The sequence below is a fragment of the Ruegeria sp. AG1 genome (genome assembly GCF_056541705.1).
Genome location: NZ_JBQFYU010000007.1, coordinates 13851 through 35930 on the forward strand (window position 1 = coordinate 13851; position 22080 = coordinate 35930).

Genomic DNA, 22080 nt, shown 5'->3' on the forward strand with positions numbered 1-22080 from the left:
TCACTCGCTGCAGATGTTTTGAAGCTGGACCCAATCGCGGTCCGGCAACACCTGTTCCAGCGTGCGTCCGGCCATCGGGTCGGCCTCGATCAGGCCAAGAACCGTTTCCCCGGTCACATCCCGCGCGTAGGCATATGGAGTCGAGGGCAGGGCGGCCTGTGCAAAAACAGCCAGCAGCGCCTCATCTGTCAGGGACGGGCGAGGTTCCGACAGGACTTGTTCGGTATAGCTGTCGACGATCTCGGGCGTCAGGCCTCCGGTCGTCAGCAGGCGAAAAGCCGAGGTGGCGCCGGTTCGGTTCAGAACATCATCCAACGGGTCTTGTGCCGCGATACGGGCGCGCTCGGCAATGACATAGCCGGCGGCGACGGCGGGATCTTCATGATCCTCGATCAAGGCCCGGTTCAACAAGACCGTCCCGCCCGGCAGGCTGAGGCTGTCCTGCACCCCGGCGGGCAGGATGATGATCTGCCGCACGCCCGTGCGCTTGGCCAGCCGGTCCAAAGAGGCCTGCGCATCGCGTGAGGCGCAGGCGCGCCCCGAGACCCGCTCGATTCGTTTCAGAATCTCGTCACCGATGTCCTGCCGTTTGACCTCGGGGACGACCGAGACCACATGGTTTTGCAGGGCCCCGGGCAACCAAAGCAGCAACACCGCCAGAACAGCGGCGACGACGCCTGCGACGCTAAACCAGCGCAACCGACCGGGATGCGGGCGCGAGCGGTCGATGGCGCGTTGCAGCCGGTCGATGGCCTCAAGCATGGTCTTTTCGCTTTCGGCCAGTTCCAGCGTTTCGTCCGGATCGCCGTCAGGGTTGAAAATCGCAGGGAAACTGCCCGGATTCTGTCGCTCCAACGCGGCCAGAGACCAATGCGTCAACGCCCGGTCGTTGAAATCCGAGATCGTCAGGGTCGCCTCGCCAATCGAGACCACAACCTCGCGCCGCTGTTCATCGGGCGAGGAGCGCCACAGACCGGTGGCTTCGATCCGCTGATACTGTTTCAGGGCCGTCATCTGGATTGGGCTGCTCGTGTTTTTCTTTTGCCAAAGCATAGCATGTCGAAATCACGGGGCGCAAACCTGTTGCGCAGGCTTTCAGAAATATGCTGGATGGCACAAGCGCTGTAGCGCGCATCTAACCCGAGGCAGGACATGCAGCCAGGCAAAGAAACGCTCCCTTTTTTGGCCTCGGTGCTGATGGTCTCGGCAATGGCCATTCTTGGCGTGATCGACAACGTGGTGATCCTGCTGGCTGAAACCATCGGGCTGTGGCAGTTCCATCTCAGCCGTGCTGTTTTGATGTTGCCTCTGATCATCGGGCTGTCCCTGTTGGGTTTGGGAAGTCTGCGGCCAAAACGGCTGCGATTTGTCCTGCTGCGCAGCGTTCTGATCGCGACGGGCATGTTGTTCTATTTCGCCTCGCTGGCGTTGATGCCGATTGCGCAGGCCCTGGCGGGCTTGTTCACCTCGCCGATGTTCGTGCTGTTGATTTCTGCATTGGGCCTAAAACAGGTCATCGGACCATGGCGCATCGGCGCGGTTCTACTGGGGTTTGTTGGCATCTTGTGCGTGTTGCAACCCAACCCGACTGAGTTCGACGTCAGGACCTTTTTGCCGGTTGTCGGAGGCTTCTTCTACGCTCTCAGCGTGATTGTCACGCGGACTTATTGCTCGGATGAAAGCACAGTCGCCCTTCTGGCCAACAACATGCTTGTTCTGGGCGTTGCCGGGGCAATCGGTTTAATCGTTTTAACGGCCTTTCCCGCGTCCGGACCCGATGGTCCCGAAGGTTTTGTGACCCGTGGTCTGGTCCTCGATATGCGCGCTGCCTTGCCATGGGTCGCGGTTCAGGCCGTCGGGTCCACCGTGGCCGTCTTCATGATGATCAAGGCCTATCAGGTCGGTGAGCCCTCATTCGTTGCTGTGTTCGAGTATTCAATCATGATCTTCGGGCCACTGTTCGCCTGGGTCGCCCTTGGACAGACGATCGGAGTGATGCAGATCTTTGGCATCGGTCTGATCGCAACAGCCGGCGCGGTTTTGGGCTGGAGAGCCAGGCGCGCGACCCCCGAGCAGGAGGTCGCATGATCATTTCTCGCGGCCGCCGCTACGTGTTTGTGCACATGCCCAAGACGGGGGGAACCTCACTGGCCTTGGCGCTGGAGCAGCGGGCCATGAAGGATGACATCCTGTTGGGAGACACGCCAAAGGCCCTGAAACGGCGGCGCCGCGCCAAGGAACTGACCTCGCGGGGGAGGCTGCACAAACACGCGACGCTTGCGGATATCGACGGAGTGTTGCCGGACGAGGAGCTTGAGGCAATGTTTGCTTTCACGCTGGTCCGCAACCCGTGGGACCGCATGGTCAGCTACTACCACTGGCTACGGTCTCAGAGCTTCGCGCATGAGGCAGTCACCCTGTCGCAGCAATTGGCATTCGAGCCTTTTGTCCTGCACCCATCCATTCGTCGTTCGTTTCAGGACCATCCGGCGCGGCGCTACATGACCCGCGCGGATGGGGTCGAACAGTGCCAGTTGTTCATTCGGTTGGAAAAGTTCGAAAAAGACGCGCTGCCTCTGTTTCACCATTTGGGGTTTGAGGTGGAATTGCCCCATATCAACCCCTCGGACCGGCAGGCAGACTATCGGGCGTACTATTCCGACAGCTCCGCCCAATCTGTGGCAGAAGCCTGCGCAGAAGACATCGAGAGATTCGGCTACGCTTTTGACGTAACGACCGGCTCATAGTTTCCGATTGGTCGATAAACCCACTCCTGCAATGCTTTCTGTCGCGTAAAACCCCTCGTTTTAACCCAAATTGGGCGTAAATACGGCCAAACTAAGACGGAAAACCGCTGCATCTGCTATCTCTTGCGATGTGAGTATTTGTGCCTAAAGGGGGTTCGGCACGTGTTGGAAGTAGTGAGTTTTTCGGATGTTTCCGAGTATCATGACGATGCGGATCTGCCAGTTGCGCTGGACGCAGTGTCATCGCGCAGAGGAGGGTTCCTGCACGGAACCAAAATCGCGACCACCAGTGGATGGAAGCTGATCGAACGTATCGCTGCAGGTGATCTGGTTCGAACGCTGGATCACGGTTTCAAGGAGGTTCGCAGGGTCTCGACCAGTTGGGTCAATATCCCGGCAGGTGAGAGGCGATCAGCCTATCTACCCATCTTTGTGCCCGCGCGGGCGGCTTATAATGGCCGGGCGGTTTGGTTGATGCCGGAACAGGGCGTGGCGCTGGATCGCGGCAAACTGGACCTGACTGATCAAGGTGTATCGGTAGTGCCTGCGCGGGTTCTGGACGGGGCCTGTCGGTTGTCCTCGCAGTCGCCGGGATCGTCATTTGAGGTCACAACCCTGTTCTTCGATCAGGACGAGGTGATCTATATCGAGGGTGGCTTGCAAGCCTATTGCCCTTCTGGGCGCTTCAGCCGCACGTCTGGTCAGGCAAAAGAGTATGCGGTGGCTGACGAAGACGCTGCGACTGCGTTGGTCGGTGCGCTTGCTGCAAGTGGTGAGATTTCCGCACTGGCGAACCCATTGGGCGCTTTGCCTGCTCCGATCCCGACGGATCCGATTTTCCCGATCCGCCCCGCGGCGGGTATTCGTAGGCCCGGACGCCCGGGTCGACCAAGTGCGCCGGTTCTGTTTCTCCGGCCTGAATGGCAAACCGCTCCGGCTGTTCAGTAAGGAAGACGCAGGCGCAAGGGGAGTTGCGCCTGCGTCGTTGTTTTACGCGGCTTTGGCGTCCGGGTTGAACCGGCCGTAGAAGCTCTGACCTTTTTCAGCCATTTCACGCAGCAGGGGCGGGCAGGCGAAACGTTCGCCATAGGCCTCGGCCAGCTGATCGCAACGCTCGGCCGCATAGGGCGTGCCGATGATATCCAGCCAGCTGAGCGGACCACCGGACCAAGGCGCAAAGCCCCAACCCAAGATCGCGCCCACGTCACCTTCTCGGATGTCTTCCAGAACACCTTCTTCCAGCGCACGGACGGCTTCCAGAACCTGTGCGAACATCAGACGTTCCTGCACTTCGATCAGATCAGGTTGCTCAGCGGCCAGGGGGTACTTGTCCTGCAGACCCTTCCAATATTCGACGCGCTTGCCCTTTTCGTCGTAGTCGAAGAAGCCTGCATTGGCCTTGCGACCCAGACGGCCCTGTTCCTCCATCCAGAAGATCAGATCGTCCGAGGGGCTTTCGGGATAGGCATTGCCCATCGCCGCTTTGGTTGCACGTGCAATCTTGGCACCCAGATCAATCGAGGTTTCATCGGTCAGCTGGATCGGTCCCACTGGGAAGCCCAACTGACGCGCCGCGTTGTCGATTAGGATCGGGCTGACGCCCTCGGTGATCATGCGCGCACCTTCGTTGATATAGGGGATGATGCAGCGGTTGGCGTAGAAGAAGCGCGCATCGTTGACCACGATCGGCGTCTTCCGGATCTGGCGCACATAGTCCAGAGCCTTGGCGACGGCGCGATCACCAGTTTCCTTGCCCTTGATGATCTCGACCAGGAACATCTTCTCAACCGGTGAGAAGAAGTGGATGCCAATGAACTGCTCGGGCCGGACCGAGGCCTTCGCCAGATCGGTGATCGGCAGGGTCGAAGTGTTCGAGGCAAAGATGCAATCCTCGGGGATGATCGCCTCGACCTTTTTGGTCATATCGGCCTTGACGCTTGGGTCTTCGAACACGGCCTCGATGATCAGATCGCAGCCTTTCAGATGCTCCAGATCAGGGGTGGCTGTGATGCGGGCCAGTAGGGCGTCCTTTTTTTCGGCCGTGGCTTTGCCGCGCTTGATGCCTTTGTCCATATAGCTCTCGCTATAGGCCTTGCCCTTGTCGGCGGCAGCCTGATCACGGTCGACCAGAACAACCTCCATCCCGGCCTGCGCCGAGACCAGAGCGATCCCGGCGCCCATCATGCCAGCGCCCAGAACGCCGACCTTTTTCACGCGTTGGTCTGCCACATCTTTGGGGCGAACCGCGCCTTTCTCCAACGCTTCCTTGTTCAGGAACAGCGACCGGATCATGGCCGACGACGACGGGTTCATCAGGACGTTGGTGAACCAGCGTGCCTCAATCTTCAGGGCGGTGTCGAAGTCGACCAGCGCCCCTTCGTAGATCGAGCTCAGAAGAGCCTTAGCCGCTGGGAAAGCACCTTGTGTCTTTCCGTTCACCATCGCGTTGGCACCAACGAAAGTCATGAAGCCAGCAGGGTGGTAGGGCGCGCCTCCGGGCATTTTGTAGCCCTTCGCGTCCCAAGGCTTGACCAGATCGGCGTCTTTGGCGTTCAGAACCCATTCCTTGGCTGCTGCGACCGGATCGTCCGAAACATCGTCGACCAGCTGTGCGCCCTTGGCTTTCTTCGGGTCCATCATTTTGCCTTCCAGCAGGACCGGAGCGGCTGCCATCGCACCAACCATACGGCTATAGCGCATGGTGCCGCCACCACCGGGGAAGATGCCCAGCAGGATCTCAGGCAGGCCAATCTTGGCCTTGGCGTTCGAGGTCATGACGCGGTGATGGCAGGCCAGAGCGATCTCGGTCCCGATGCCAGCGCAGGTGCCGTTGATGGCACAGGCGATCGGCTTGCCGCCCTTCTTGGTCTTGGGGTCCATGCCCGCCAGTTCCAACTTGCGCAGGATGTGGTGGCCGCCCATGACGAAGTCGAACAGCGCTTGCGCTGGTTCATCACCGGCCTCCTGACGGATGGTGGCGAGGGTATTCAGATCCATGCCACCCGCGAAAGAGCCTTCTTTGCCCGAGGTGATAACGATCCCTTTGATCTCATCATCGCTCAGGGCCTGATCGATCAGCTGGCTTACCTCCTGAAAGGCCTCGCGGGTCAGAACGTTCATGGATTTACCCTGGGCGTCCCAGGTCACAAAGGCGACGCCGTCTGCGTCTTTGGTCAGAGTGAAATCAGTCATTGTCATCTCCAATCTGGTCAGCCGTCAGTGGGCTGCCGTCTTTCCGGGTGAAAGAGAATCCGTTCTCATCATCCTTCACCATCATGTCTATGTCGCTGTAGTAGCCGGTCTCGGTCGGGGTCCGTGTGCCCACCACCAGAAAGGTCGCGGGCGCATCTGTCTTGTTCACAAGGTGATGGCCGTTGGCCTCACCGGCTGGCCAAGCAGCGCAGTCGCCGGGCAGCATCTCATGCTCACCATCGTCATCGATCAGCACGCATTTGCCGCTGAGCATAATGGCAAACTCGTCCTGCTCCATGTGGTAGTGGCGCAGCGAGGACAGAGCCTGCGGTTCAAGCCGTACGATGTTGACCCCGAACTGGGTCAGTCCACCTGCATCTCCGACGCCTTGGTTGAAACGGCCACCGACCGCTTCTGCGAGTTTGCCGGGATAAGACGAGCCACCCTTGAACGGGATCTGAGAGAGATCCAGCTTGGGCATCAGACCCGCTCGATAATGGTTGCCGCGCCCATGCCGGACGCAATGCAGAGCGTGGCGAGGCCTGTTTCCTTGTCCTGACGCTCCAGCTCATCCAGCAGCGTGCCGATGATCATCGCACCGGTAGCACCCAGCGGGTGACCCATTGCGATCGAGCCGCCGTTGACGTTTACCAGCGCCGGATCGACGTCGAACGCCTGCTGGAAGCGCAGCACGACCGAGGCGAAGGCTTCGTTCACTTCGAACAGGTCCAGATCGCTGATCTGCATGCCGTTGTCGGCAAGGATCTTCTCGGTCACTGGAACCGGGCCGGTCAGCATGATGGTCGGGTCGGTGCCGATCTTTGCGGTTGCTTTGATGCGGGCGCGCGGCTTGAGGCCGTATTTCTCACCGAATTCCTTGTTGCCGATCAGAACAGCGGCTGAGCCGTCAACGATGCCCGAGCTGTTGCCCGCGTGGTGGATGTGGTTGATCCGCTCCAGATGCGGGTATTTCAACATCGCGACTTTGTCGAAGCCGGGCATTTGCTCACCCATCATCTGGAAGGACGGGTTCAACGCGCCGAGGCTCTGCATGTCGGTGCCGGGGCGCATATATTCGTCGCGATCCAGAATGGTCAGGCCGTTCTGGTCCTTGATGGTGATGACCGATTTCTCGAACCGGTTGTCTTCCCAAGCCTCTGCCGCGCGTTTCTGAGACTCAACGGCCAGCGCATCGGCGTCGTCGCGGCTGAACCCATACTCAGTCGCGATAATGTCGGCCGAGATACCCTGCGGCACAAAATAGGTGTCCATTGCCAGCGTCGGGTCTACTGCAATCGCCGCACCGTCGCTGCCCATGGCCACGCGGCCCATCATCTCGACACCGCCCGCGATATAAGCTTCGCCCGCGCCGCCTTTGACTTGGTTCGCGGCTAGGTTCACGGCTTCCATGCCCGAGGCGCAGAAGCGGTTAATCGCCAGTCCGGGGATCGACTGGTCGAGGTCAGAGGCCAGCACCGCCGAGCGCGCCAGACAGCCGCCTTGCTCCATCACCTGCGTGACGTTGCCCCAGATCACATCCTCAACGGCGTGGCCTTCAAGGTTGTTGCGTTCCTTGATCGCGTTCAGGGTCAAGGCGGACAGGCGCACCGAGGTTACCTCGTGCAGGCTGCCATCCTTACGGCCCTTGCCGCGCGGAGTGCGCAGGGCGTCATAAATGTAAGCTTCGGTCATGGGTCTTCTCCTTAAGCTCGATCCGACGGGTTGCCGGGCATCAGGTCATAGGGGTGTTTCCAGCCGGGCTGCTCGGACAGGCGAGTCAGCCAGGCGTCGATGTTGGGCCAGTCGGCACGGTCAAAGCCGAATGGTTCGGGATAGTAGAGGTATCCGCAGCAGCTGAGATCAGCGTTGGTCACGCCATCACCAACAATCCAGTCGCGACCCTCAAGGTGGTTGTTCAGAACATCGTAGGCCGCTTTCAGACGGCCTTGGTTGAAGGCAATCACATCGGCATTGCGGTGTTCTTCTGGCAGGAAGTTCATCAGAAACCGCGTCATGCCGGCCATCGAGCTGAGTTTGTGGTTGTCCCACAGCACCCACCGAAGGATCTCGTAATTCTCTTCCCGCGTCTTGCCGCCGAACTTGCCAGATTTCTCGGTGACGTAAGCTTGAATCGCGCCAGATTGGGAGGTTTTGAAATCGCCGTCGATCAGGAAGGGCGCTTCGCCCATTACGTTGACATCCGAGCGGAATTCGGGGCTGCGGGTGACGCCTTTGAAGAAATCGACAAAGACCGGCTCCCACTCAAGGCCGGACATTTCCAGCGCCAGAGCGGCCTTGTAAGAATTTCCGCTTTCACCGAAGCAGTGCAGTTTTATGGTCATGCGGTCGCCCCTCCCGTGGCGTTTTGTGCATCGTCCGCCCAAGGTTTTCAGCCTTGGGCCCTAGCGCTTGCGTGCCTCCAACTCGGAATTGAAGAGGCGCAACCGATGGGTCAGGTTGTCTTCGTCAATGACGCTGTTGAAGTTCTCAAACAGAAAAGACAGCGCTTCGCCTTCATCCAACCCGGCCTCGCGGGCGAAGCCGCGGAGTTTGCGATAGCCGTCCTCGGTCATGGCGACTGGGAAACGGCGGGTCAGGCGAAAGCGTTTGGGCATTCTGTCTCCTCCGAATAGTAGGGCCCGGGCGGTGTCGCCCGAGCCCAGACTTTGATCAGAAGTTCGCCGCGTCCAGAACCATCACAGTGTCTGCGCCAGTCTGAATGCGGGAAAGATGCATCGCAGTCGCGGGCAGGCGGCGTGCCATGTAGAACCGGCCGGTGTTGATCTTGGTCTCGTAGAACTCTTTGTCCGAGGCCCCACCGTCCAGCGCGTCTTGCGCGGCCTTCGCCATCTGCGCCCACATCAGGCCCAGGCAGACATGACCGAACATATGCATAAAGTCGTAAGAACCAGACAGAGCATTGTTCGGGTTCTTCATCCCTTCCTGCATGAAGTACATGCCAGCGGCCTGCAGATCCTTGGACGCTGCTTTCAGCGGTTCGATGAAGGCTTTGTCATAGGCTTCGTTCTGGCCTGCGTTTTCCTTGCAGAAGGTTTTGACCATTTCGAAGAACGCCATGACGTGCTTGCCGCCGTCCTGCGCCAGCTTACGGCCGACAAGGTCCAGCGCCTGAACGCCGTTCGCGCCTTCGTAGATCATGGCGATACGGGCATCGCGGGTGTATTGCGACATACCCCATTCTTCAATGTAGCCATGGCCGCCATAGACCTGCTGAGCCTGAACGGTCATGTCGTAACCTTCGTCCGTCAGGAAGCCCTTGATCACCGGTGTCAGCAGCGAGATCAGCCCATCGGCGTCCTTGTCACCCGAGCGGTGCGCCTTGTCGATCATAGTTGCGCCCCACAGGATGAACGCACGCGCGCCCTCAGTGAAGCTTTTCTGGTCCATCAGGTTGCGGCGGATGTCAGGGTGAACGATCAGCGGATCGGCAGGGCCATCCGGATTCTTCACACCTGTTACGTCGCGGCCCTGCAGGCGATCCTTGGCGTATTCAACAGCGTTCTGATACGCAGCTTCGGCCTGCGACAGGCCTTGCATGCCCACACCCAGACGCGCTTCGTTCATCATGGTGAACATGGCGCGCATGCCTTTGTGTTCGTCACCCAGCAGCCAACCGGTGGCCTCGTCATAGTTCATGACGCAGGTCGAGTTGCCGTGGATGCCCATCTTCTCTTCGATCTTGCCGACCGAAACGCCGTTGCGCTCACCCACAGATCCGTCTTCGTTCACGATGAACTTGGGCACGATGAACAGCGAAACGCCCTTGATGCCTTCTGGGCCACCGGGGATTTTGGCCAAAACCAGATGGATGATATTGTCGGCCATGTCGTGATCACCGGCCGAGATAAAGATCTTCTGGCCCGAGATTTTATAGCTGCCGTCGCCCTGAGGTTCTGCTTTGGTGCGCATCAGACCCAGATCGGTACCGCAATGTGGCTCGGTCAGGTTCATGGTGCCGGTCCATTCGCAGCTGATCATGTTCGGCAGGTATTTGTTTTTCTGCTCGTCCGAGCCGTGCGCCAAGATCGCCGAGGCCGCGCCGTGGGTCAGGCCCTGATACATCGTAAACGCCTGGTTCGCGCCCGAGAACATCTCTCCCACGGCCGTACCAATCACGTAGGGCATGTTCTGGCCGCCATACTCTTCCGGCATGTCGAGGCCAGTCCAGCCGCCTTCTTTCATCTGCTCGAAGGCATCTTTGAAGCCTGTGGGTGTGTAGACGATACCATTTTCCAAACGGCATCCTTCGGTGTCGCCGACAACATTCAACGGGTGAAGAACATTGGTGGCGACCTTGCCTGCTTCTTCCAGAACGGCGCCGGTGAACTCGGCCTCTAGTTCGTTGTAACCCGGAATGTCAGATTCCGAGATTTTCAGGACATCATGCAGGATGAACTGAGTGTCTTTTGTTGGCGCGTTGTAGACGGGCATGTGAAGCTCCCTTAATTCATATGTCCGGGTGACTGGCTGACGAGGTTACTCGGCGGCCTTCTTTTCGGTCTTCATCGAGGCGATGACTTTCTCGCCCCAGCGCAACTGCTCTTTCAGATCGTCGATGGCCTGCGTCAGCTCTTCTCGGCGCGATTCCATATCGGCCAGACGTTCGCACGCGATTTCATAGGTGCGCGACATCTGGGTCACCTGCTGGTCGCCCACGTGATACAGGTCCAGAAGCTGGCGAATCTCCTCGAGGCTGAAACCAAACCGCTTGCCGCGCAGAATCAGCTTTAGCCGCGCGCGGTCGCGTTTGGTGAACAGACGCTTCTGACCCTCGCGGATCGGAAACAGAAGTTCCTTCGCCTCGTAGAACCGCAAGGTGCGGGGCGTGACATCATAGGTCTCGCACATTTCACGGATGGTCATCAGATCTTCGGTCATTCGTCATACTCTCGTCACTGGCGTCGTCCGAATAGAGTTGCGCAGTTGCTGGACGCTTTACAACATGTAGGTGACGTTTACGTAATCCAGACGCTGCGTCATTTCTAAGTTGACGTAACTTCCAGTCGCGTAATGACGGGTTTTGCGAAATTTTCTTTCCCTAGGGGCAAGGGAAATTCACCCTCAGATTGGTCTGAGGACGCGATTCCAAGGTGCATTGCTTTGTCTCACCAGAACCCAGAAGGGCAGGGTGTTCTACTTGATGGACTTAGCCGTTTGATCCCGAAGCTGCTTGAGGGCATCCATCGCCTCGTCCAGCTGGGTGCGCTGCTGGCGCAGCTCTTCCATCTGGCGATCTGCCATTTCCACGAAGGTCGCCATCTGCGCTTCGTTGCCTTGATCTTCGTAGATCAACAGCCATTGGCGAATCTCTTCCAAAGGAAACCCGAATTTCCGGCCGCGCATGATCAGGGTCATGCGGGCACACTCTCTGGGGCCATAGTACCGGGATCGCCCTTCACGGTCGGGCTGCAAGAGCTCGATGTATTCGTAGTAGCGCAGAGTGCGCGGAGTCACGTCGAACTCGGCGCACATCTCTTTGAATGACAAACGGTTGTCGGACATTCGGGGTCTCCTCGGCAGCAACCTAGGACGTCATGCGAACAAGCGCAACAGGTGGGCTTGCCCTTTGATCGGATGGCGGCTCATAAAGGGGCAAGACAACAGGATATGATCATGGTCGACAAAGCAAAGCTAGCCCGACAGTTTATCGAAGCCATTCCACACGCGCGCGCGCTAGGCCTTCATCTTAGCCAGATCGGGGAAGGTGAAGCCGAGATAACAATGCCTTACAATGAGGATCTGATCGGAGATCCGCGCACGGGCGTGATCCATGGCGGCGCGATTTCGACCATCCTGGACACCTGCTGCGGGGCCGCAGTCATGAGCCACCCGTCTTCTCCGGGCGGAACAGCGACGATTGATTTGCGCATCGACTATATGCGCGCCGCCACGCCAGGGCAGAGCATCACCGCGCGGGCCAATTGCTATCACATCACCCGAAATGTGGCCTTCGTGCGTGCAACGGCGATGGATGATGATCTTGACCTGCCAGTGGCGACCGCCTCGGGGTCTTTCACGGTTGAGGGGAAGTAAGTAATATGGCCCGTTCCCGTCCCGAACCCATGCAGGTTGTCAAACAACGGCGCGACGCCGCCTTGCGCGCTTTGGTTGATGGTGTGCCCTATATCCGGTTTCTCAATATCAGTTTTGACCGGCGCGGGGATGAACTGACTGGCGTGCTGAACTTTGACGAGAAACTGATCGGCAACCCGTTTCTTCCAGCCCTTCATGGCGGCGTTACCGCGGCGTTTCTTGAGGTCACTGCCGTCATAACGCTGAGTTGGGAGCACATGTTCTCGGACATCGAAAGTGGTGAAATTGATGCCGAGGCCATTGTTACGGATGAATCGATCCGCTTTCCCAAAACCATCGACTTTACGGTCGACTATTTGCGCTCGGGTCTGCCGCGCGATGCCTATGCGCGTGCCTTTGTGAACCGGGCCGGACGGCGTTACGCCTCGGTTCGGGTTGAGGCCTGGCAGGACAACCATGCCAAGCTTTTTGCGCAGGCGACGGGGCATTTCCTCATGCCGCAACAGCCCCGCGACAAGGGCTGAACATGCAGGATGCCTCGGCACCCATAACTCACAAACGGGTGCTGAAGATCGCGGTTCCCATTGTGTTGTCTAACGCGACTGTGCCGATCCTTGGCGCCGTGGATACGGGCGTTGTGGGGCAGATAGGGGCGGCTGCTCCGATTGGCGCGGTGGGCATGGGCGCGGTGATCCTGTCCGCGATCTACTGGATTTTCGGCTTTCTTCGAATGGGCACAACGGGCCTTGCGGCGCAGGCACGCGGGGCCGGAGAGACCGCCGAGATGCGCGCCTTGCTCATTCGCGGGTTGATGCTCGGCGGGGCGGCCGGCCTCGTGTTTATCTTTGCCCAGGTCGCAATCTTCAGTGGCGCGTTCTGGCTATCCCCGGCCAGCCCCGAGGTTGAAACACTCGCGCGGTCGTACCTTGAGATTCGGATCTGGGGCGCGCCCGCAACCATTGCCCTCTATGCGATCACAGGCTGGCTGATCGCGGTCGAACGGACACGGGGTGTGTTCCTGCTGCAGATCTGGATGAACGGTCTGAACATCGTGCTAGACCTGTGGTTCGTTCTGGGACTGGGCTGGGGCGTCGAAGGCGTGGCGATTGCAACCCTGATCGCAGAATGGACAGGGTTGGCGCTGGGTCTGTGGCTGTGCCGGGACGGGTTTGCCGGGCAAATCTGGCGCGACTGGCCACGCATCTTCGATGCCACGCGGCTGCGTCGGATGGTGCAGGTGAACGGAGACATCATGATCCGCTCGGTTCTGCTGACGGGCTCGTTCACCACCTTCCTTTTCGTCGGGTCCGATTTGGGAGACGTCAATCTGGCGGCCAATCAAGTGTTGCTTCAATTCCTTGAAATCACCGCCTTCGCTCTGGACGGATTCGCCTTTTCCGCCGAGGCGCTGGTCGGAGGCGCGGTTGGCGCACGGGACCGATACCAAGTGCGGCGCGCCTCGGTCATGGCGTCTCAGTGGGGGGGCGGTGGCGCGGTGCTACTCAGCGCAGTTTTCTTCTTTGCAGGTCCCGCGCTGATTGATCTGATGTCCACCTCTCCCGAAGTACGCGAGGCGGGACGCACGTTCCTGTTCTGGGCGGCCTTGGCCCCGATAATCGGGGTCGCAAGCTGGATGTTCGACGGTATCTATATCGGGGCCACATGGACCCGCGATATGCGCAACGCGATGCTGCAATCGGTGGCGATCTATGTGGTCGCTTTGTTCATTCTGGTACCCGCTTTCGGCAACCATGGCCTTTGGGCCGCGCTTATGGTTCTGAACCTTGCGCGCGGCGTGACGATGGGTTGGCGCTATCCGAAGCTTGAAGCTCGGGTGGCCTAGAGCAGGGTGAGCAGATTTTCAGGTGGGCGGCCAATTGCGGCTTTGCCGCCCGAGATGGCCAGAGGACGTTCGATCAGGATCGGGTTCTCCGCCATGGCTTGGATCAGCTCCGCATCCGGCGCTTCCTTTGAAAGGCCCAGCTCCTTGAACCGCTTCTCACCAGTGCGCATCATCTCGATGGCAGGCAGGTCCAGCAGGGATTGCGCGGCGCGCAATTCGTCGACCGAGGGGGCGTTCTCAAGGTACTTGCGAACCTCGATCTCTGCACCGCGCTCTTCCAGCAAAGCCAACCCCATGCGGGATTTTGAACAACGCGGGTTGTGCCAATATTCGATCACAGCCAATCCTCTCGCTTGCTGCCCACAGCCTGAGCCACGGTGTCAAACCCATCGCGGGCAAGAAGCGTATCCAGACCCTGCGCGATATCGGCAGCCAGGGACAGGCCGCCATAGACCATCGCGGTGTAAAACTGTACCGCCGACGCGCCTGCACAGATCTTGGCATAAGCCTGTTCTGCCGAGCTGACACCGCCCACACCGATCAGAGGGATTTTGCCATCGGTCAGCTGGCTCAACCGGGCCAAAACGCGGGTGGATTTCTCAAACAGTGGCGCACCGGACAGGCCGCCTTTTTCGTCCTTGTGCGCGCTAAGCAGCCCGTCGCGCGACAGGGTTGTGTTGGTGGCGATGACCGCATCTACGCCCGTTTCCGAGGCCACTTCGGCGATGTCCTGCAATTCATCCTCGGTCAGGTCAGGCGCGATTTTCAGGAAAATGGGCAGAGGGCGCGGCAGAGCGTCCCGCGTCTCGATCACACCACTCAACAAAGCGCCAAGGGCCGCCTTGCCCTGAAGATCGCGCAGCTTTTCGGTGTTGGGGGAAGAGACATTGACCGTCGCGAAATCCAGATGCGCCGCGCAATGGGCCAGCACTTTGGCAAAATCACCGGGCCGGTCATCGCTATCCTTGTTGGCTCCGAGGTTCAGGCCGATCACCGCATCCTTGGGACGTTTGGCCAGCCGTTCGGCCATCACCGCCATACCTTCATTATTGAAGCCGAAACGGTTGATGGCGGCTTTGTCCTCGGTCAGGCGGAACAGGCGGGGTTTCGGGTTGCCGGGTTGCGGGCGCGGGGTCACCGCTCCGACCTCGATGAACCCAAACCCTGCGCGGGAAAGAGGGGCCAGAACCTCTCCGTTCTTGTCGAACCCGGCGGCGAGGCCTACGGGGTTGGGCAGGCGCAGCCCTGCGAGTTCGGTCTGTAGACGTGATGACGTCACCGGTCCGGGCGTTGGGGCAAGGCCGGCCTGCAAGGCCTTGATCGACAGACCATGGGCCGTTTCAGGGTCCATACGGTGCAGGGCGGCGAGGCCCAGTTTCTCGGTCAGTTTCATCCGAAAGACGCGCCTCCTTGCGCGGTGCCGCAGCGGATCAGGCGAGAGGTTGCCACGGCGGCCTGACGGTGAACCACCGCAGACCGGTAAATCGGGTCTGTTACCATCTCAAGAAACGCATGGGCTGTGGGATATCGGGCAATGAACACTTCATCCTAAGCCTCGTCCTGCGGTCCGATCAATGTGGTCTGAAACGCCCCACGCCACAGGATCGACGCCCCGATCCTGGCGATAATCGGAGCGGTCTCAGTCCCGTAGTGGCGATAGGCTGCGGCGCCTGTCAGACCCTGATCCGCCAAGGCGTGGCCCACCGGGTAGTCGGCCTTGGTGCGAAACCTTACAAGGTTCAGCATCTCGATGGGTTGATCCCGATCCAATGCCTTGAAGGCTTCGAACTGTTCGCGGTCGGGATCAATGTAGGCGGTCATATCATCTCGCTCGGGAACTGGTGGGTTTGGCCATCGAAGGGCAGGGGGCGAGCCCAGACCACGTCGCTGAGCCGGATTTGGCGGTAGAGATGCGGAAACAACGCCCCACCACGCGACACTTCCCATTTCAGGTCGTCGCCCATGGCGTCAGCGTCGCAGCCAAGCAATGTCAGACCTTCGACGCCAGCAAAATGTTTGGCTGCGGTTTCCGCCGCCTGTTCGGCTGTCGAAAAATGGACGAACCCGTCAGCGATATCAATTGGCGCGCCATCAGTTGCGCCATTTGCCTGCAACGCGGCCCATTCCTCGGCCCGGAATATCTTGTAGATCAGCATGAGGGTCTGATGCCCCGCATAGCCCGTGGAATCAAGCCGGATTTCCCCCTTTGACTCTTCCGCCGCATCAGCGCACGATCCCGAAAAACAATGACAGGGAGTTTCAACATGGTAAGCCGCCTTTTGACGTCGGTCGCGATCCTCGGCCTGAGTGCAGGCATCGCTGCTGCCGACTACAAGCTGACCATTCTGCACACCAACGACATTCACAGCCGGATCGAGTCGATCAACAAATACGATTCCACTTGCGATGCTGAAGATGAAGCCGAAGGGAAGTGTTTTGGCGGTGTGGCGCGTCTGAAAACAGCCGTTGACGCCAAGCGCGCCGAACTGGCGGATGAGAATGTACTTTTGCTGGATGCGGGCGATCCGTTTCAGGGCTCGTTGTTCTACACGACCTACAAAGGTGCCGCCGAGGCCGAGTTCATGGAAGCGATCGGTTATGACGTGATGGCCGTCGGCAACCACGAATTCGATGACGGGCCGGAAGGTCTTGCGGCCTTTATCGATGCGGTCAGCTTTCCCGTGATCTCTGGCAATCTGGACCTGTCGTCTTCGGCTGAGCTGAAGGACAAGGTGCAAAACCACGTGGTGCTTGAGGTGGGTGGCCAGAAGATCGGCATCATCTCGGCCCTGGCCACCGATACGGTGGACACGTCCAGCCCGGGCAAGGACGTCATTTTCCAAGACGAGGTCGAAAGCCTGAAGGCCGATGTGGCCGCTTTGGAAGCCGAAGGTGTGGACATCATCATCGCGCTGAACCACGTCGGTCTGGCTCAGGATATTAAGATCGCCGAACAGGTGCCCGGCCTTGATCTGGTTGTCGGTGGACACTCGCACACTCTGCTGTCCAACACGGATGAGGACGCGGCAGGTGCGTACCCGGTGATGGTGGGCGATGTTCCGGTGGTTCAGGCCTACGCCTATTCGAAATACCTCGGCGAGATCACCCTGACCTTTGATGATGACGGCAATCTGATTTCGGCAGAAGGTGAGCCGATTCTGTTGGATGCCTCCGTCACACCGGACGAGGGCATCGCGGCCCGTGTCGCAGAAATGGGCGCCCCGATTGAAGAGATGAAGGGCCGCGTTGTCGCCAGTTCAGCTGCTACAATTGAAGGCTCGCGTGATGTCTGCCGTGTGCAGGAGTGCGAGATGGGCAATCTGGTTGCAGATGCCATGCTGGCCCGCGTTGCGGATCAGGGCGCTCAGATCGCGATTGCGAATGCGGGTGGTCTGCGTGCCTCGATCGACGAAGGCGAGGTCACCATGGGCGAAGTGCTGACGGTCCTGCCGTTCCAGAACACCCTGTCGACCTTTGAGATCACCGGGCAGGGCGTGATCGACGCGCTGGAAAATGGCGTGAGCCAGGTTGAAGAGGTCAAAGGCCGGTTCCCGCAGGTGGCAGGCCTGACCTTTACATGGGACCCCTCAGCCGCCCCGAATGAAGGGCGCATCACCGAGGTGATGGTCGCCGATGGTGACGGTTTTGTTCCGATTGATCCCTCGGCCATGTATCTGGTGGTGACCAATAACTACGTGCGCAATGGCGGTGACGGCTACAGCGTCTTCGAAGGCGACGACAAGAATGCCTATGATTTCGGCCCGGATCTGGCGGATGTGACGGCGGAATACCTGGCCGAAAACGCGCCGTACCAGCCTTATCTGGATGGTCGCATCAAGCAGAAGTAAGACCTGAAAAGCCGTGCCCGTTTGGGTGCGGCTTTTTCTTTTGGCTGAAATCGCATCCCGCGATGATCCGGGATTGGACAACGGACTGATGTGCGGACGGTTTGCAATCACTTTGCCCAATGACGCGATGGCGCAGCTGTTTGCCGCGCGCCCTGCCAATGCCTTGCCCGACGTGCCCAACTATAACGTTTGCCCGACCAATCAGGTGCACGTCGTTCGTGCAGGAGATGCTGGCCGTCGCTTGGATGCGCTGCGCTGGGGCTTTCTGCCCCATTGGTACAAGGCCGAAAATGCAGGCCCCTTGTTGATCAACGCACGAGCCGAGACACTGGCTGAAAAACCCGCTTTTCGCGACGCCTGCCGATCGCGGCGCTGCCTGATCGTGGCAACAGGGTTCTATGAATGGACCAAGACCCAGCAGGGCACGCGCCTGCCGTGGTACATCCACCGCAAGGACGGTGCGCCCATCGCCTTTGCGGGAGTTTGGCAGGATTGGGGGCCGGAAGAGGCACGGCAATCCACCTGTGCCATCGTGACGACCCAGGCGAACCAGAACCTGTCGACCATTCACCATCGGATGCCATTAATCTTAGAATCCGACGATTGGCCGCTTTGGTTGGGAGAAGCAGGCAAAGGTGCCGCGCGTTTGATGCAACCCGGCGCTGAAGATGTGCTGGAGTTTCATCGTGTCGACCCCGCCGTTAACTCCAATCGGGCGTCTGGCCCGGACCTGATTGAAGTCATCGAGGACTAGCTGCAGATGCGTTCCATTTACTTGCGACTAAGAGATGTGCGCTTGGTATGGCACTGAAATTCACAGAATTACCGCAGCTCTACGCGCACGGGTTCGATACAGTTATCGACGTCCGCAGCCCGGCAGAGTTCGCCGAAGACCACCTGCCGGGGGCGATCAATCTGCCGGTTCTGGACAATGAAGAGCGCGCGCGGGTCGGCACGATTTACAAACAGAAAAGCCCTTTTCTGGCGCGAAAGCTAGGGGCGGCGCTGGTGTTTCGCAATGCAGCGAACCATATCGAACATCGCCTCAGCCATCATGAGGGGAACTGGCGGCCCTTGGTTTATTGCTGGCGCGGCGGGCAACGCTCGGGCTCGTTTACATGGACGTTGCAGCAGATTGGCTGGCAGGCGGATGTCGTCGATGGAGGTTATCGGACCTATCGCCGGCTAGTGAAGGCCTACCTGTACGACCAGCCGCTGCCCTTCCAACTGATCGCGCTGGATGGCTACACTGGCACCGCCAAGACTGAGTTGTTGCACCATCTGGATCAACGCGGCGTGCAAGTGGTTGATTTGGAGAGGCTAGCCAACCATCGCGGCTCGCTGCTTGGCGAAAGGCCAGGTGGGCAGCCCAGTCAGAAAGCCTTCGAATCTGCTCTGTCTGCCACCTTTTGCGCCCTAGACCCATCTCGCCCTGTGGTGGTCGAGGCGGAGTCGTCGAAAATAGGCGATCGCATCCTGCCGCCCAGCGTCTGGACAGCGATGTGCGCCGCGCCTCGTATTCATATCGACGCGCCTTTGTCCGCCCGGTCGGCTTACCTGACCCAGGCCTATGACGATATCCTGTCGGATACCGAGCGTCTTCGGGATCGTTTGTCTCCACTGCGATCTCATCGCGGGCATGAGGTCGTGGACGGGTGGTTGAACCTCATGTCGTCGGGCGACAATGAGGCTCTGACCCGTGCGCTGATGGAGCAGCACTATGATCCGGCCTACGCCAAATCCCAGCGTCAACACCCGGCAAAGACTTTGGCGCGGATCGAGATCGCGCAGTTGGATGATAATGGCCTGAAGGGCGCGGCGGATCGCATCAAAAACACGCTGGATCAGCTTTGAAGGTTCAACCCCGGAGTTTCGGTCAAATGCCCGATCCGCGCAGCCGGGTAACCCGCCGCTTGCAGATCCTGTAGCAGTTTGTCGGCTATTTCAGGCGCTACCGCAGCCAGCAGCCCGCCCGCTGTTTGTGGGTCGAACAACAGCGCGGCTTTGCCGTCTATGGGCAGTTCAGGCGCAATGGAGCGGTTATCTGCGAAAAGGGTCGATTGGATGCCTGCGTCGCTCAGCTCCGCGGCTCCGGGCATCACGGGGACCGCCTCAAGTTCAAGCACAGCGCCGCAATTTGATGCCTCGCACAGCCCGTTCAAATGCCCGGCCAAGCCGAACCCTGTGACGTCGGTCATCGCATGGGCCTCTGCCAGAATGCGCGACGCTGTGCCTTGCGGTTGGGTCATCATCTCATAGGCTTGCGCGACCGTTGCGCCTTCGGCCCGTCCGGCCATTTCGGCAGCCATCAAAACGCCGCTGCCGATGGGTTTGGTCAAGATCAGCGCATCGCCGGTCCTGCCGCCCGCCAGAGTGATTGGGTCTTTCGCGCATAGTCCGGTCACCGTGAAGCCAATCGTCATCTCATCGCCCATTGAGCTGTGGCCGCCGACGATCTCGGCTCCGGCGTCTTGCATGACGTCGCTGGCAGTGTGCATGATCTCGGAAAGCGTTCGCTCCTGCAGGTCAGAGGACATGTGCGGCAGGATGAGAGTGGCCGTTGCGGCCTGCGGCTCTGCGCCCATCGCCCAAATGTCCCCCAGTGCATGGACGGCGGCGATACGGGTCATCAGGACCGGGTCATCGGTGACACTGCGCAGGTGGTCCGTGGTCATGACCTGCCGCGCTGTCCCAATTGTCAACAGCGCGGCGTCGTCTCCGGGCAGCGCTGTCACATCTTGACGCAATGGTTCGGGCAGCGCTGACAGTGCGCCACGCAGAGCGCCGCGACCGAGTTTCGCCCCACAGCCGCCGCACATTGGTTTGTCACCAAGGGTTTCGGCCATACCGGCAGCATGCGCGCGCGGGAGGGCGGGGGTCCCCATGGCAGGGAGATCGCGGAACTTGTTCATGAAGCTCTGGTCGATATGGTCCTTCCAACGCCACATCAGAGCACCGCTGAACGACGTGCCCAGACGTTCGGCCAATGCGGACTTTCCACCCAATGAGATCAGCTTGAGATAGTCCTTTTGCGGCACATATCGCTGCATGGTCCCGGTCCCCAGGGCCGCGCGCAGGTTGTTGAACAACACCGGAGCCTCGCGCACCGCGTAGACGCCCGCCTTGGGGCGCGGATTCTCGGTCAGGTGGGCGCAGTCTCCGGCGGCGAAGACGGCGGGGTCGCTGGATTGCAGCTGGCCGTTCACGCGGATGAAACCCTCGTGCAGGTCCAGCCCGGTGTGCTGGATCCAGCTATAGGGTCTCGCCCCCGCAGCGCCGGTCACAAACTCGGCAGGGATCTGGCGGCCATCGTCCAGTGCGACATGATCTGCGGTGATCTCTTTGATCGAAACTCCTTCGAGCACGTCGATGCCAAGACCGGCCATCACCTTGCGGATCGTCGCTGCGGCTTTGGGGCCGGTCGCTGTCAGGGCCGAGGCATTGTCGATCAGCGTGATCCGCGCGGGTCTGCCTTTGGTTTTCAGTGCATGGGCCATGGCCATCGCCAGCTCGACCCCAGCGGCGCCTCCGCCTATCACGGCCACCGAGGCAGGGCCGGTGCTGTCCAGATATGCAGACCAGCACGCGGCAAAGGCGCCCAAGGGTTTGGCCGGAACGGCATGGTCTGCAAAACCTGGCAGGGCGGGCATGTCCGAGGTGATCCCGACGTTGACCGAGGCGACATCGAATGCCACCGGAGGCCGTCCCGGCACATGCACATGGCGCTGGTCAGTGTCGATCCCCTCAACCGCGTCCAGAATGACCCGTGCGCCCGCGAAACGGGCCAGACGGACCAAATCAATGTCCAGATCAGAGCGGGAGTAGTGACCGGCGACAAAACCGGGCAGCATCCCTGAATAGGGCGCAGTCGGGCCGGGGTTGATCACCGTTACGCGCGCACCGGGCAGAGGGTTCATGCCCCATTTGCGCAGCAGCAAAGCATGGGTGTGACCTCCGCCAATCAAAACCAGATCACGGGTCAGGGGCAGCGGAGGGTTATGCATCTGGCTCAGTTCGCGCTGTGATCAGGGACGTCTTCAACCTGCTCGACCGCGTGGGTGGCCCAAAGCTCATCCTCGCCCGCATCCGGCAGATCCTGCGGCTTTTCATGACGATGAATGTGCCATTTGGCAATGAACAGGGCCGTGATCGGGGCCGTCAGAAACAAAAACAGCGTGATCAGCAGCTCATGCATCGATAGCTTGCCCTCAAGCAGCACGGAATGTGCGATCGAGGCCAATAGAACGCCGCCGACACCCAGCGTTGTCGCTTTGGTCGGCGCGTGCAGGCGCGACATCGGGTCTTTCAGTTTGATCATCCCAAACGATCCAACGAAGCCGAACATACCCGACATGATCAGGAAGGCGGCAATCAGCAATTCGACGAGAAATGTCAT

General features: G+C 59.7%; 23 protein-coding genes and 1 pseudogene. 9 read left to right on the forward strand and 15 right to left on the reverse strand.

All coding sequences use genetic code 11. The features are described from left to right. The gene (locus ACR0B5_RS11770; protein ID WP_480540582.1) at nt 1-1014 is read right to left on the reverse strand and encodes a hypothetical protein; all 1014 of its coding nucleotides are present in this window, start codon (nt 1012-1014) and stop codon (nt 1-3) included. 138 nt (nt 1015-1152) lie between these two features. Here ACR0B5_RS11770 and ACR0B5_RS11775 point away from each other — a divergent pair, with 138 nt between their 5' ends. The 3 genes from ACR0B5_RS11775 to ACR0B5_RS11785 all read left to right on the forward strand — a co-directional run bounded on the left by ACR0B5_RS11775 (nt 1153) and on the right by ACR0B5_RS11785 (nt 3695). Beyond that, a complete protein-coding gene (locus ACR0B5_RS11775) occupies nt 1153-2088 on the forward strand; it encodes a DMT family transporter (protein WP_480540584.1) in 936 nt (311 codons plus the stop codon). Continuing rightward, entirely contained in the window at nt 2085-2747 is a 663-nt protein-coding gene (locus ACR0B5_RS11780; RefSeq protein ID WP_480540586.1) for a sulfotransferase family 2 domain-containing protein, read from the forward strand. The genes ACR0B5_RS11775 and ACR0B5_RS11780 overlap by 4 nt, the downstream gene beginning before the upstream one ends. A 162-nt stretch (nt 2748-2909) precedes the next feature. After that, on the forward strand, nt 2910-3695 hold the full coding sequence (locus ACR0B5_RS11785) for a Hint domain-containing protein (RefSeq protein ID WP_480540588.1): 786 nt from the start codon (nt 2910-2912) through the stop codon (nt 3693-3695). 42 nt (nt 3696-3737) lie between these two features. Here the strand turns inward: ACR0B5_RS11785 and ACR0B5_RS11790 are convergent, their stop codons facing one another. The 8 genes from ACR0B5_RS11790 to ACR0B5_RS11825 form a co-directional block, all read right to left on the reverse strand. Continuing rightward, nucleotides 3738-5939, reverse strand: coding sequence for a 3-hydroxyacyl-CoA dehydrogenase NAD-binding domain-containing protein (locus ACR0B5_RS11790; RefSeq protein WP_480540590.1), 2202 nt, complete (start codon nt 5937-5939; stop codon nt 3738-3740). Continuing rightward, nucleotides 5932-6420: a cupin domain-containing protein gene (locus tag ACR0B5_RS11795; RefSeq protein ID WP_170374257.1), complete on the reverse strand. Its 489-nt coding sequence runs from the start codon at nt 6418-6420 to the stop codon at nt 5932-5934. Before ACR0B5_RS11795 ends, ACR0B5_RS11790 begins: the two co-directional genes overlap by 8 nt. Continuing rightward, nucleotides 6420-7631: an acetyl-CoA C-acetyltransferase gene (locus ACR0B5_RS11800; RefSeq protein WP_170552695.1), complete on the reverse strand. Its 1212-nt coding sequence runs from the start codon at nt 7629-7631 to the stop codon at nt 6420-6422. Before ACR0B5_RS11800 ends, ACR0B5_RS11795 begins: the two co-directional genes overlap by 1 nt. Nucleotides 7632-7642: 11 nt before the next feature. After that, nucleotides 7643-8281, reverse strand: coding sequence for a glutathione S-transferase family protein (locus tag ACR0B5_RS11805; protein ID WP_170552697.1), 639 nt, complete (start codon nt 8279-8281; stop codon nt 7643-7645). 60 nt (nt 8282-8341) lie between these two features. Beyond that, nucleotides 8342-8554, reverse strand: coding sequence for a hypothetical protein (locus ACR0B5_RS11810; RefSeq protein ID WP_170374251.1), 213 nt, complete (start codon nt 8552-8554; stop codon nt 8342-8344). A 55-nt stretch (nt 8555-8609) separates the two neighbouring features. Then, nucleotides 8610-10391, reverse strand: coding sequence for an acyl-CoA dehydrogenase C-terminal domain-containing protein (locus ACR0B5_RS11815; RefSeq protein WP_480540592.1), 1782 nt, complete (start codon nt 10389-10391; stop codon nt 8610-8612). Nucleotides 10392-10436: 45 nt separating this feature from the next. Beyond that, nucleotides 10437-10838: a MerR family transcriptional regulator gene (locus ACR0B5_RS11820; protein ID WP_170465668.1), complete on the reverse strand. Its 402-nt coding sequence runs from the start codon at nt 10836-10838 to the stop codon at nt 10437-10439. Nucleotides 10839-11093: 255 nt separating this feature from the next. Continuing rightward, complete coding sequence (locus ACR0B5_RS11825) at nt 11094-11462, reverse strand: MerR family transcriptional regulator (RefSeq protein WP_480540594.1); 369 nt, start codon at nt 11460-11462, stop codon at nt 11094-11096. A gap of 111 nt (nt 11463-11573) precedes the next feature. On the opposite strand from ACR0B5_RS11825, the gene ACR0B5_RS11830 reads away from it, so the two are divergent. From ACR0B5_RS11830 to ACR0B5_RS11840, 3 genes are read left to right on the forward strand one after another with little or no spacing between them, the layout of a single operon-like run. Next, nucleotides 11574-11993: a PaaI family thioesterase gene (locus ACR0B5_RS11830; RefSeq protein WP_170374241.1), complete on the forward strand. Its 420-nt coding sequence runs from the start codon at nt 11574-11576 to the stop codon at nt 11991-11993. Nucleotides 11994-11998: 5 nt separating this feature from the next. Further along, on the forward strand, nt 11999-12517 hold the full coding sequence (locus tag ACR0B5_RS11835) for a PaaI family thioesterase (RefSeq protein ID WP_170374239.1): 519 nt from the start codon (nt 11999-12001) through the stop codon (nt 12515-12517). 2 nt (nt 12518-12519) lie between these two features. Continuing rightward, nucleotides 12520-13836 (forward strand): MATE family efflux transporter, encoded by a 1317-nt coding sequence (locus ACR0B5_RS11840; protein ID WP_480540596.1) that lies wholly within the window; start codon nt 12520-12522, stop codon nt 13834-13836. On the opposite strand, the gene arsC is transcribed toward ACR0B5_RS11840, so the two are convergent. The 4 genes and pseudogenes from arsC to ACR0B5_RS11860 all read right to left on the reverse strand — a co-directional run bounded on the left by arsC (nt 13833) and on the right by ACR0B5_RS11860 (nt 15992). Beyond that, on the reverse strand, nt 13833-14174 hold the full coding sequence (arsC, locus tag ACR0B5_RS11845; RefSeq protein WP_480541022.1) for an arsenate reductase (glutaredoxin): 342 nt from the start codon (nt 14172-14174) through the stop codon (nt 13833-13835). The genes ACR0B5_RS11840 and arsC overlap by 4 nt on opposite strands. After that, complete coding sequence (locus ACR0B5_RS11850) at nt 14171-15229, reverse strand: quinone-dependent dihydroorotate dehydrogenase (RefSeq protein WP_480540598.1); 1059 nt, start codon at nt 15227-15229, stop codon at nt 14171-14173. The genes arsC and ACR0B5_RS11850 overlap by 4 nt, the downstream gene beginning before the upstream one ends. Next, a pseudogene (locus ACR0B5_RS11855) lies at nt 15226-15657 on the reverse strand (DUF1330 domain-containing protein). Before ACR0B5_RS11855 ends, ACR0B5_RS11850 begins: the two are co-directional and overlap by 4 nt. Then, a complete protein-coding gene (locus ACR0B5_RS11860) occupies nt 15654-15992 on the reverse strand; it encodes a DUF952 domain-containing protein (protein WP_480540600.1) in 339 nt (112 codons plus the stop codon). Before ACR0B5_RS11860 ends, ACR0B5_RS11855 begins: the two are co-directional and overlap by 4 nt. 108 nt (nt 15993-16100) lie before the next feature. Between ACR0B5_RS11860 and ACR0B5_RS11865 the strand changes: the two genes are divergently transcribed. The 3 genes from ACR0B5_RS11865 to mnmH all read left to right on the forward strand — a co-directional run bounded on the left by ACR0B5_RS11865 (nt 16101) and on the right by mnmH (nt 19538). After that, nucleotides 16101-17684, forward strand: a complete 1584-nt coding sequence (locus ACR0B5_RS11865) for a bifunctional metallophosphatase/5'-nucleotidase (protein ID WP_480540602.1) — start codon at nt 16101-16103, stop codon at nt 17682-17684. 88 nt (nt 17685-17772) lie between these two features. Beyond that, nucleotides 17773-18438, forward strand: a complete 666-nt coding sequence (locus tag ACR0B5_RS11870) for an SOS response-associated peptidase (protein ID WP_170688996.1) — start codon at nt 17773-17775, stop codon at nt 18436-18438. A gap of 47 nt (nt 18439-18485) precedes the next feature. Then, nucleotides 18486-19538 carry a tRNA 2-selenouridine(34) synthase MnmH gene (gene mnmH / locus ACR0B5_RS11875; protein WP_480540604.1) on the forward strand — a complete coding sequence of 351 codons (1053 nt, stop codon included), beginning with the start codon at nt 18486-18488 and terminating at the stop codon, nt 19536-19538. Here the strand turns inward: mnmH and selD are convergent. Together selD and ACR0B5_RS11885 are read right to left on the reverse strand one after the other, a co-directional pair. Continuing rightward, nucleotides 19529-21688 (reverse strand): selenide, water dikinase SelD, encoded by a 2160-nt coding sequence (selD, locus tag ACR0B5_RS11880; RefSeq protein ID WP_480540606.1) that lies wholly within the window; start codon nt 21686-21688, stop codon nt 19529-19531. The two genes, mnmH and selD, sit on opposite strands and share 10 nt — an antisense overlap. Before the next feature lie 5 nt (nt 21689-21693). Next, nucleotides 21694-22080: a Na+/H+ antiporter subunit G gene (locus tag ACR0B5_RS11885; RefSeq protein WP_480540608.1), complete on the reverse strand. Its 387-nt coding sequence runs from the start codon at nt 22078-22080 to the stop codon at nt 21694-21696.